Annotated in this window: 7 protein-coding genes; 4 read left to right on the plus strand and 3 right to left on the minus strand. The window is 70.2% G+C overall.

Annotation, left to right across the window (positions count from 1 at the left end; all coding sequences use genetic code 11):
* Nucleotides 1-1,185, plus strand: a 1,185-nt coding sequence (locus Q0R13_RS05040; protein ID WP_293900407.1) for an LLM class flavin-dependent oxidoreductase, incomplete at its 5' end; no start/stop codon positions are given.
* A gap of 1 nt (nucleotide 1,186) precedes the next feature.
* On the opposite strand, the gene Q0R13_RS05045 is transcribed toward Q0R13_RS05040, so the two are convergent.
* Together Q0R13_RS05045 and Q0R13_RS05050 are read right to left on the minus strand one after the other, a co-directional pair.
* Nucleotides 1,187-2,050 (minus strand): enoyl-CoA hydratase/isomerase family protein, encoded by an 864-nt coding sequence (locus Q0R13_RS05045; protein ID WP_293900410.1) that lies wholly within the window; start codon nucleotides 2,048-2,050, stop codon nucleotides 1,187-1,189.
* A gap of 30 nt (nucleotides 2,051-2,080) precedes the next feature.
* Nucleotides 2,081-2,893, minus strand: coding sequence for an NAD(P)-dependent oxidoreductase (locus Q0R13_RS05050; protein WP_293900413.1), 813 nt, complete (start codon nucleotides 2,891-2,893; stop codon nucleotides 2,081-2,083).
* Between the two features lie 143 nt (nucleotides 2,894-3,036).
* Between Q0R13_RS05050 and Q0R13_RS05055 the strand changes: the two genes are divergently transcribed.
* Nucleotides 3,037-3,186 (plus strand): lmo0937 family membrane protein, encoded by a 150-nt coding sequence (locus Q0R13_RS05055; protein ID WP_293900415.1) that lies wholly within the window; start codon nucleotides 3,037-3,039, stop codon nucleotides 3,184-3,186.
* A 20-nt stretch (nucleotides 3,187-3,206) separates the two neighbouring features.
* Here Q0R13_RS05055 and Q0R13_RS05060 read toward each other — a convergent pair whose 3' ends face one another.
* Complete coding sequence (locus tag Q0R13_RS05060; protein WP_293900418.1) at nucleotides 3,207-4,478, minus strand: serine hydrolase domain-containing protein; 1,272 nt, start codon at nucleotides 4,476-4,478, stop codon at nucleotides 3,207-3,209.
* A gap of 176 nt (nucleotides 4,479-4,654) precedes the next feature.
* Between Q0R13_RS05060 and Q0R13_RS05065 the strand changes: the two genes are divergently transcribed.
* Nucleotides 4,655-5,401, plus strand: a complete 747-nt coding sequence (locus tag Q0R13_RS05065) for a PEPxxWA-CTERM sorting domain-containing protein (protein ID WP_293900421.1) — start codon at nucleotides 4,655-4,657, stop codon at nucleotides 5,399-5,401.
* A gap of 282 nt (nucleotides 5,402-5,683) precedes the next feature.
* The coding region (locus Q0R13_RS05070) for a hypothetical protein (protein ID WP_293900424.1) at nucleotides 5,684-5,892 on the plus strand (209 nt) is incomplete at its 3' end.

Below are 5,892 nucleotides of genomic sequence, written 5' to 3' on the forward strand. Positions count from 1 at the left end.
CTGCAGATGCGCAACGACATCAGGTTCGCGGCGCATCTGGACGCGCTGGGCTATGACGAGTTCTGGGTCGGCGAACACCACTCCACCGGCTGGGAGACGATCGCCTCGCCGGAGATGTTCCTGGCCGCGGTCGGCGAGCACACCCATCGCATCCGCCTGGGCACCGGCGTGGTCTCCCTGCCCTATCACCACCCCTTCACCATCGCCCAGCGGATGGTGCAGCTGGACCACATGACCGGCGGGCGCGTGATCTTCGGCACCGGCCCCGGCGCCCTGCCGTCGGACGCCCACATGCTGGGGATCGACCCGATGACCCAGCGCGACCGCCAGGATGAGGCCATCGGGGTCATCAAGCGCCTGTTCGCCGGCGAGCGGGTCAGCCACCAGAGCGACTGGTTCACCCTGCGCGACGCCAGGCTGCAGCTCTTCCCGCTGCAGGAAGACATGCCGATGGTCACCGCATCCTCGATCAGCCCATCCGGCATGACCCTGGCCGGGAAGTACGGCATGGGCGTGCTGTCGATCGGCTCGAATTCCGACGCCGGCCTGGCGGCGCTGCCGACCCAATGGGGCTTCGCCGAGCAGGCGGCGGCCAAGTCGGGCAAGACCGTGGACCGCAAGGACTGGCGGGTGCTGATGAGCTGGCACATAGCCGAGACCCGCGAGGAAGCCCGCGCCCAGGCCGGCCAGGGCTTGATGCAGTGGCATAACGAATACACCGTCGGCACCCTGATGCGGCCGGGCGCGCTGCCGTTCAAGAGTGCCGACGACGCCGTGGACCAGACCGCCTTCGTGGCCGGCGCCGCCTCGGTGATCGGCACGCCGGACGATCTGGTCGCCGCGATCCGCAAGCTGGCCGCCTCGGCCGGCGGGTTCGGCGCGGTGCTGGGCTTCGCCCACGACTGGGCCAACCGCGAGAACACGCTGAAAAGCTGGGATCTCGTGGCGCGCTACGTGATCCCCGAGATCCACGGCCTGCTCGAGGGCTATCGCACCTCCCGCCAGCACGTGATCGACAACCGCGAATGGTTCGAGCGCGCCGGCCAGGCGGTGCTGAGCAAGATCATGTCCCACGAGGGCGCCGCCGCCGCGCTAAAGGCCGGCATGCAGACCGGCGCGGCGATGAACTCCCCCAACGCCCCCGACCTGAACAAGGCGGCCGAGGCGGTCAAGGCAGGGGAGTAGCCTACTCCCCCTCCAGCCAGGCGTTGAACTTCGGGGCCCGTTTCTCGCGGAACGAGGCGCCGCCGTCGCGGGCGTCGGGGTGGTGGTCGGTGACGGCCGTGCGGACGGCGATGTCGTCCAGCGCCTGGCTGAAGGTGGATTCCGCGGCGTTGTAGAGCGAGCGCTTGAGCATCCGCATCGCCACCTGCGGCCCCTCGGCCAGCTCGGCGGCCAGCGCCATGGCGGCCGGCAGCAGCGCGTCCGGCGTCACCACCTCGTTCAGCAGGCCCAGCCGCAGGGCGGTCTCGGCGTCGACGATCCGCTTGCGCAGCACGAAGTCCAGAGCCTGGGCCAGGCCCAGATGCTGCACCAGCAACGCGTGCCCCCCTTCGTCCGGCAGCAACGCGAAGCGCAGGGTCGCGCTGCCCAGCCGGGCCGCCGTCGAGCCGATCCGGAAGTCGCAGCACAGCGCCAGCGACAGCCCGGTCTGGATCGCCGGCCCGTTGATCGCCGCGATGGTCAGCTTGTCCAGGTTGCGCACCGCCAGATTCAGCGCCTGGGAGTAGACCCGCAGCGCCTGGGCGGTGCCGATCGGCGTCGAATGCCCGCCGCCGATCTTGGCCACGCTGGCCGGCTCGCCCTCGTGATAGCCGCCCATGTGGTCGCCGGCGCAGAACGCCCGGCCCTCGCCGGTGAACACCAAGACCCGGACCGCATCGTCCATCTGCACGCGGGTGACCAGCTCGATCAGGTCGCGCTTCATGGACTGGTCCAAGGCGTTCATCCGCTCCGGCGCCGTGAAGGTGACGACCAGCACGCCGTGGTCGTGCAGCGCCGCCGTCAGGCCCTGGCAGACATTTCCGTAGAGGACGGGGGAGAGGGACATGCAGGGGGCTCCTTGTTCGGCGTAGGCAGCCTACGCGCCTCGGGTCCGCAGTTCGAGCAGCAGGCTGGCCAGCGGCGCCGGCGCCCCCAGCTGGTCCGCGGCGGCCGTGAACAGGCCCAGGTCCTTGGCGGGAATCGGACTCTGGCTGAAGCCGCCCGACTTCTCGACGATCATCCGGCCGTAGGTCTGATAGATCGGCGACGGGAACAGGGTGCGGGTCAGCATGTCGAGCGCCGCCCTCGGATCGAAGCCGCTTTTCTCCACCATCGACAGTCCCTCGGTCAGGGACTGGGCGGCCGAGATCAGCAGGAAGTTGCCCAGCAGCTTGAGCGTCGTCGCCGCCCCGATCGCCTCGCCGAAATCGAAGATCTCCCGCGCGCCCATGGCCTCCAGCACCGGCCGCACGCGATCCTTGGCCGCCTGGGCGCCGGCGCAGACGATCCACAGCTGGCGGGCGACCGCCGCCTCCGGCCGGCCGAACACCGGCGCCTCCACGAACTGGCAGCCGTGGGCGGCGTGCAGGGCGGCCAGCCGCTTCGACCCCTCCGGCGACACGGTGCTCATCGAGATGTGCACCCCGCCGGGCCCCAGCCGTTCGAGGAAGCCGTCGCGGGTCACCACCTCTTCGACCGAAGCGTCGTCCCACAGCAGGGTGGCGACGATGCCACCGGCGCGCACCGCGTCGACCGCCCGGTCGGCGCGGTGGGCGCCCTGGGCCACCAGCGCATCGGCCTTGGCCGCCGTGCGGTTGTGGACCCGCAGGCCATAGCCCGCCGCGAGCAGGTTGGCCGCGATGGGCCGCCCCAGGTCGCCCAGGCCGATGAAGCCGATGGTCTCAGTCATGATCGTCGGTCCTGTCCTGCGGCTTGCGGCCTGGGTCCACGCCTGCGCGGGATCCAGCGGTCGGGGGAACGCATGGCTCAGCCACGCGCTCTGCACTCCGCGGGCGCCGTCCATGGCCCGGAAAACCGTCGGGAGACAGGACGATGCTCGGAATTATCGCGGTCGTATTGGTCGTCATGTGGCTGCTGGGCTTCTTCGCCTTTCACATCACCGCCGCGGCCATCCACGTCATCCTCCTGATCGCCCTGGTCCTGGTCGTGCTGCATTTCGTGCAGGGGCGACGCGCGCTGTAGCCGTCCCAGGCTCCGACCGCCTACTTGACCAGCGCGTCGTAGATCCACGCCCGGTTCCTGCGCTGGTACTCCATGGCCAGCTCGCGGCTCTGGATCATGAACACCATGACGACGTCGTTCTTCGGGTCGACCCAGAACTCGGTCCCGGCGATGCCCCACCATGAGAAGGCGCCCTTCCCCGGGCGCTGCACGGTGTCGTCGTTGACCAGGCTGAAGCCCAGCCCGAACCCCATCCCGGGGCCGGGGAAGAACAGGCCCGCCGCCCGCATCGCCGGCGTGGTCTCGTCCTGGCGCATGCGGGCCAGGGTCTCGGGCTTGATGATCCGCACGCCCTTGTACTGGCCGTCGCCCTCCAGCATCAGCACGAAGCGCAGGTAGTCCTCGGCGGTCGACGACATTCCGCCGCCGCCCGACAGGTACGGCGTCGGCTTGGCGTAGTCGTAGAACGACCCCACCGCCTTCGGCTCGGCGAACCGCGCCCGCCTGGCCTCCGGCTGCCAGAACGCGGTGTCGGTCATGCCCAGGGGGCCGGTCACCCGCTCCCGGACGAGGACGTCCAGCGGCTTGCCGCCGGCCACCTCGACCACCGCGCCCAGCACGTCGGTCGAGTGGGAATAGTACCAGGCCGTGCCCGGCTCGGTGCGCAGCGGCAGCTTGGCGATCAGCCGGGCGTAGTCGCGCGCGGTCAGGTCGTCGCGGCCCTCGCCGCCGGCGGCCCAGGCCTTGGAGATCGGCGTCGTCGGCTGGATGAAGCCGTAGATCAGGCCGGAGGTGTGGCTCATCAGGTTGCGGACCAGCATCGGCCGGGTCGCCGGCACGCTGGACCCATCGGCCTGCCAGACCCGCAGGTTGGCGTACTCCGGCAGGTATTTCGACACCGGCGCGTCCAGGTCCAGCTTGCCCTGCTCGACAAGGGTCATGGCGGTCACGGTGACGACCGGCTTGGTCATCGAGAACACCCGGAAGATGGTCTCGTCGCTGACCGGCGTGGCCTGGCCCGGCCCCTGCACCCCGAAGCCCTCCTGGAAGGCCACCTTGCCGTGCCGCCCGACCAGCAGGTAGGCGCCGACGATCTTGCCCGAGGCCACGTCGGCCTTCAGCGCCTGGCGCGCCACGTCCAGCTTCGCCGGATCGAACCCCAGCGCCGCGGCGTCGGCCGGCACGATCGAGGAGACCTTGGGGTCGACCGCCTTGGCCGCGAGCGCCGGCCCCGCGCCCAGCGCCAGGCTGAGCGCCACCAGCGCCAGCAGGCCGGTTCTGGCCTTGAGGAAGGCGTGATGAGGCTTCGGCATGCAGGTCCCGGGGCTGGAAGGGCGATCGCGCGAGCGCACCGTACGCCACCCCCACCGCATCGCGCCAGCGCCAGCAAGCCTGCCCGTCGGCGCGCGCCGCTACTCGTTCAGGTAGCGCGCGGCGCGAAAATCCGTGGATGATCGGCGGGCATGAGGATCACCCTCGGAGACCTGTCATGCGCACCCCCCTGAAATCCGCCGCCGCCCTGGGCGCCCTCGCCGTCCTGGCGGCGGCCCATCCGGCAAGCGCCGCGACCAACACCTACGTCCTGGACACCGGCCGCCTGCCCAGCGCCCAGGGCTGGGGCTATGTGGGCGTCGTCCCGGAGACCCGGGTCTATTCGGTGGTCGGCGGGGAACTGCGCCAGGACAGCATCGGCATCGGCACGACGGGGTTCAACGCCAGCTACTACACCCTGCCGGTCACCATCGGCCCCACCGACACCTTCGCGATCAAGGTCGTCGCCAGCCTCACCGGCCGCGAGGCGGGGAGCGTGCCCGACTATCCGTTCGGCGTCTCGTTCGGGATCTCCACGCCCACCTTCTACCGCTACGTCGGGCTGGCCGGCCCGCGGTTCGGCGCGACCATCGGCGGCGTCAGCGTCTACGAGTATCCGCCCGGCTTCGATCCCGCCGCCTACAACACCTATGAGCTCTACGGCTCCGGCGCCCGCACCTCGCTCGACGTCAACGGCGTCACCGTCCTCAGCGGCGCGACGTTCGACATCGTCGGCCCCGAGTCCTTCCTGCTGCTCGGCGACGGCACCAACCTCGCCAACGCCTCGGCCAACATCCGGGCCTTCAGCTTCTCGTCCTTCGCGGTCCCCGAACCGGCGACCTGGGCCCTGATGCTCACCGGCTTCGGCCTGGCCGGCGCGGCCGTGCGGCGGCGGCGGGCGGGGGCCGGCTGGGCCGCGCGGTAGCGGCCGGGCAGGAAACACCAAGCTCACGCCCGGAAATTCTACCCCGCGTGTCATCCTGGGTTTGGCGCAGCCAAAGACCAGGACCCACGATCGCCACGGCACGCCCGGAAGCTGCGGCGCGGGGGACAGTCGTGGGTCCCGGTCTTCGCGTGCCGCGAAACCGGGATGACAGCGGTGGGGGTTGAAGCGCGGTGGTCAGAAGACGCGCGTCGGCACGCTCTGCGCCATAGATCTCATGGCAGCCATGTTTGCCTGCCGTGAGATCAATGACGGGGGACGACAATGGTTGCGCACCCTGATTCTCCCTATCCGGATCACCTGATCGCGGACCTTCCGCAGTGGAACACCGACGACAGCGACGTTGATGCGCGCGACTGGATCGCGATGAAGGGCAGCTATGATCTGGCGGTTGGCTACAGCCTGATTTTCTGGCCCACCTTCCACCTCGTCGGCGGTTGCGTGCGTACCGGAGCGTGGACGCCAGAAGATAC

Source organism: Phenylobacterium sp. (assembly GCF_025351295.1).
Taxonomy (GTDB): Bacteria; Pseudomonadota; Alphaproteobacteria; order Caulobacterales; family Caulobacteraceae; genus Phenylobacterium.

What these genes read in the sequence shown, in the direction of transcription:
- Q0R13_RS05060 (WP_293900418.1), bottom strand. Translation starts at nt 4,478, where the DNA reads ATGCCGAAGCCTCATCACGCCTTCCTCAAGGCCAGAACCGGCCTGCTG.
- Q0R13_RS05050 (WP_293900413.1), bottom strand. Translation starts at nt 2,893, where the DNA reads ATGACTGAGACCATCGGCTTCATCGGCCTGGGCGACCTGGGGCGGCCC.
- Q0R13_RS05045 (WP_293900410.1), bottom strand. Translation starts at nt 2,050, where the DNA reads ATGTCCCTCTCCCCCGTCCTCTACGGAAATGTCTGCCAGGGCCTGACG.
- Q0R13_RS05065 (WP_293900421.1), top strand. Translation starts at nt 4,655, where the DNA reads ATGCGCACCCCCCTGAAATCCGCCGCCGCCCTGGGCGCCCTCGCCGTC.
- Q0R13_RS05055 (WP_293900415.1), top strand. Translation starts at nt 3,037, where the DNA reads ATGCTCGGAATTATCGCGGTCGTATTGGTCGTCATGTGGCTGCTGGGC.